At 72.9% G+C, this 4,133-nt stretch carries 4 protein-coding genes and 1 pseudogene; 4 read left to right on the top strand and 1 reads right to left on the bottom strand.

What is annotated here, in order from left to right; genetic code table 11:
• On the top strand, nucleotides 1-489 hold a 489-nt coding region (locus tag GT030_RS04710), incomplete at its 5' end, for an RNA polymerase sigma factor (protein ID WP_161199975.1).
• Between the two features lie 28 nt (nucleotides 490-517).
• On the opposite strand, the gene GT030_RS04705 is transcribed toward GT030_RS04710, so the two are convergent.
• Nucleotides 518-2,134, bottom strand: coding sequence for a multicopper oxidase family protein (locus GT030_RS04705; protein WP_161199974.1), 1,617 nt, complete (start codon nucleotides 2,132-2,134; stop codon nucleotides 518-520).
• 161 nt (nucleotides 2,135-2,295) lie between these two features.
• Between GT030_RS04705 and GT030_RS04700 the strand changes: the two genes are divergently transcribed.
• The 3 genes and pseudogenes from GT030_RS04700 to GT030_RS04690 all read left to right on the top strand — a co-directional run.
• Nucleotides 2,296-2,538 carry a hypothetical protein gene (locus GT030_RS04700; RefSeq protein WP_161189036.1) on the top strand — a complete coding sequence of 81 codons (243 nt, stop codon included), beginning with the start codon at nucleotides 2,296-2,298 and terminating at the stop codon, nucleotides 2,536-2,538.
• 6 nt (nucleotides 2,539-2,544) lie between these two features.
• The gene (locus GT030_RS04695; protein WP_161199973.1) at nucleotides 2,545-2,922 is read left to right on the top strand and encodes a toxin Doc; all 378 of its coding nucleotides are present in this window, start codon (nucleotides 2,545-2,547) and stop codon (nucleotides 2,920-2,922) included.
• A 373-nt stretch (nucleotides 2,923-3,295) separates the two neighbouring features.
• A pseudogene (locus GT030_RS04690) lies at nucleotides 3,296-4,133 on the top strand (hydrolase); the annotation flags it as partial.

Here is a 4,133-nt window from a genome sequence, read left to right as displayed (position 1 = left end):
GCCCTGGACCGGCTGCTGGCCGGGCTGCGGCCGGAGGTGGTGCGCCGCTGCGGACGCTTCCTGCCCTGCCGGGAGGACGCCGAGGAGGCCGCCCAGGACGTACTGCTCCAGGTGGCCCGGCACATCGGTGGCTTCGAGGGCCGCAGCCGCTTCAGCACCTGGCTCTACACGGTCGTCGCCAACTGCTGCCGGCAGAAGTACCGCGAGCTGAAACGGCGGGCCGCCGAACAGCCCGCCTGCGCCGAGGTGCCGGAGCCCGCCGACCCGCGCACCACCAGCGTCATCGCGGGCTCCCGGATCGACCTGCTGGAGGCGCTGGACCGGCTGGAGCGCGAGCATCCGCACCTGGTCGCCCCGCTGGTCTACCGCGACCTGTGCCAACTGGAGTACGCCGAGGCCGCCGAACGCGCGGGCATCCCGCTGGGCACCCTGAAGTCCCGGCTGCACGAGGCCCGCAGGCTGGTAAGGCCCTGGCTGCGCGCCCAGTGACCCGCCACCGGGGCGGGTCCGTGGACGTTCACTTCTTGTAGCCGAGCACCGTCATCATGCCGCTCTCCGAGTGGTACTGGTTGTGGCAGTGCAGCATCCACAGACCGGGGTTGTCGGCGTCGAAGTCGATGACCAGCTTGCGGTGGGGGAGCACCACGGCGGTGTCCTTGCGGGCGCCCACCGCGTCGAGGCCGGTCAGCGCGAAGGTATGGCCGTGCAGATGCAGCGGGTGCCACATGTCGGTGGCGTTGATCAGGGTCATCCGCACCCGCTCCCCGGCCCGCACCGCGTGCCGTTCGCGCACGTCGTACTGCTTGTGGTCGAAGCCCCAGTCGTACCTGGCCATGGTGCCGGTGACCTTGATGCGCATCTTGCGGTCCGGCTCGCGGTGGTCCAGGGCGACGGAGTCGGCGGGCACCAGACGGCGCGCCGGGATCACCTCGCGGTCCAGCTCCGGCAGCTCCACGTCCGCAGGAGGAACGGTTCTGCCGTTGTCCGTACGGAGCACCGCGAGCCCCCGCCCGCTTTTTCCCTCGGCCAGCGCGACCAGCGGGAACACCCCGTCCTTGGCGGTGATCAGCACGTCGTACCGCTCCGCCATGCCGACCAGCAGCGCGTCCGTCTCCCGGTGTTCGACCGGGTAGCCGTCGGTGTGCGTCACCGTCAGCCTGTGGCCGCCGAGCGCCACCCGGAAGGCGGTGTCCGAGCCCGCGTTGATGATGCGCAGCCGCACCCGCTCGCCGGGACGGCACTTGAACGAGGTCGGCGCGCCCGGCCGGCGCCCGTTGATCAGGTAGATCGGGTACGAGACGTTGCCGCCGACCCCGTCCAGCATGCGGCTCCTGGTCCCGTGCAGCATGCGGTTGGGGCCGGTGTACTTCGGCGGGCTGGGCATGGCCGACATCGGGGGCTCGTGCGGGTGGGCGGTCGGGCGCTGGGGGCCCATCATCGCCATGCCGCCGCCCGGCTTGAGCTGCTGCAGCACCTTCTCGGGGGTGGAGCCGCCGACGCCGTCCACCCAGTCGTCGAGGACGACCACCCACTCCTTGTCGTACTTCAGCGGCTCCCTGGGGTCGTCCACCACGAGCGGCGCGTACAGGCCCCGGTCCGGCTGCATGCCGACGTGACTGTGCAGCAGGTAGGTGCCGGGATGGGCGACGGTGAAGCGGTAGTTGAAGTCCATCCCGGCCGGGATGGACTCCTGGGTGAGACCCGGCGTGCCGTCCATGTCGCAACGCAGCCGTACGCCATGCGAGTGGAGGGTGGTGGTCTCCGGCAGCCGGTTGGCGAGCGTGATGCTCAGCACGTCACCGGCGGTCGCCCGCACCAGCGGTCCGGGCAGCGTGTCCTGGTACGCCCAGGTGCGCACCGACCGGCCGCCCAGGTCCAGCGTGGTCTCGCCGGCCGTGAGCGTGAACATGTGCACCCGGCCCGACCCGCGCCGCCGCTCGGCCGCCCGGACCTCCGGACCCGACGGTTCGACGTAACCCGCGGGCCCCGGCGGGACGAAGTTCCTCGCCGCCATCATCGTGCCGCGCGGTCCGGGCCGGGGCCGTGGGCCCGAGTCGGAGCAGGCGGCCAGGAGTCCCGCGCCCGCGGCAGCGAGCGGGACGCGGAGGAGAGTACGCCGCGAAGGTGTATGCATGGAGGAAATAAGACACTTTTTGTGCTCATATGTGATGGATCTGCGGGCGGCGCGTCTGCTGGTGTCGGCCCGGCGAGGGCGTCTGGGCGGCGGGTACCGGGCGAGTGCGCGGCTGATCTGGCTCGATTTACGGGTGAGTACCCTCGCGGTACCGTGAGGGCATGCCAGCTCTCAACGTGGAGTTCAGCGAGCGCGAACTAGCGGACCTGCGGCAGATCGCCAAGGAACGCGGTACGTCGATGAAGGCCCTGGTGCGAGAGGCGGCCGCGGCGGACATCGCCCGGCACCGGGCGCTGAAGGAGGGCGCGGAGACCTTCCGGGCCTTCTTCACCGCACACGCCGAGGAGTTCGCCGCCGCCTTTCCCGAGGACGAGGCCGTTCCGGCCAGGGGCGAGGCCGCCTGACCGGCGATGGCCCCCGTCATCCATATCGACGTCCCCTGGCTGCTCCAGCGTCACGAGGACGTCCTGCCCGAACAGCCCTCGGTGGACGACTTCTCCGCCCTGGTCGCCGCCGTCGCCCGGCACCGCGTCGACCCGCCCCGGCTCGGCGTCGACTCCGACCCCGCCTGGCGGGCCGCCGCCCTGCTGCACACCCTCGCCGTGCTCCGCCCGCTGCCCGCGGCCAACGCCCGCTTCGCCTGCGCCACCGCCGTCGCCTACCTGCACATCAGCGGCGCCGGCATCGACCCGCCGTACGGCGCCCTGGTCGACCTCGTCCGCGACCTGACCGACGGCCGCGCCGACGTGTACGGCGCGGCCGACCGGCTGAGGTCCTGGCGGATCTGACACCGTCCCGGCGGACGGGGGAAGCCGTACGGCGATCGGCCGGGGGGTCCTTCGCGAGGGCCGGGCACAGTCCACACCCGGCCGGCGTGGCGGGAGAAGGGTGCGCGCCGGGCCGTCGTGTGCGCGAGTTTCACACGGGGCGCACAGAACCCGACTTCCCTGCAAATCCGGTGATGTGGGACGCGCTCCTTGTTGCGTGTGGAGAAGTTGTGCGAGGGTTGACACTCCCGCGCGGGGGGTGAAGTCCGGAACCAATTCGGCAGTTGGGCCACCGGGCCGGGGGACGCCGGGGCGGAGCCGTGGGTCCCGTTCACTCCGTGCGCACCCCGGAGGACCGCTCCCACGCTCCGCACGCGCCAAAGGAAACCGCTCAGTGACCACCCCTCAGCCTCCCCTTCCCCCCTACCTGCCCGGCATGGCGGCGGGGGAGTCCGACGAGTCCACGGCCGCGCCGCTGCGCGCCGGTTCGGAAACGGAGGCGTCCCGGTCCGCCGCCCTGCTGATGGCCCGGCACTGGCAGCCCGCCGCCGACTACGCCGTGATCTGCCTCGCCGGCGCGGGACCGCTGGCCCACATGGTCACCGCCGCCGTCTTCCACCAGGCCCTGGACCGGCTCACCCTCGGCGAGCCCGCGGAGGCGCTGCGGCCCCGGCTGCTGGTGTCCGTACGGGACACCGTCCTCGACTGGGCGGCCACCGACCGCCTCACCGCCGCCCTGCCCGGCCTCGCCAAGCCCGCCGGGGGACGCGGGATGCGCGCCGCGAACTCCCTCACCCCGGAGAACCGCACTCTCGCCGAGCGCGCCTTCCACCAGCTGCCCCGGCTGGAACAGACCCTCCTCTGGCACACCGAGGTCGAGGCCGAGCCCGTGACCGTGCCCGCCGCGCTGCTCGGCGTGGACCCGGTGGGCGCGGCCGCCGCGCTCGAACAGAGCCGGGAGAAGCTGCGCGCGGGTGTGCTGCGCGCACACCGCGAGCTCGCGCCCAGTGGGGAGTGCCGCCACTACAACCGGCTGCTCGACGTGCCGGTGCGCCGGGGCGGGGGCGTACTGCCCGATGTCCGCCAGCACTTGGACGCCTGCTCCTACTGCCGGTACGCCGCCGAACAGCTCGGCCACGTCGACAGCGGGGCCGGGCTGCTGCTCGCGGAGGCGGTTCTCGGCTGGGGCGCCCGCCGCTACCTCGACTCCCGGCCGGGGCGGGGTCAGGCCG

It is taken from the genome of Streptomyces sp. SID1328 (genome assembly GCF_009865595.1).
In the GTDB taxonomy this organism is placed as follows: domain Bacteria; phylum Actinomycetota; class Actinomycetes; order Streptomycetales; family Streptomycetaceae; genus Streptomyces; species Streptomyces griseoluteus.
Note: the sequence above shows the minus strand (reverse complement) of the source record. Positions and strands in the feature narration are given on the sequence as shown.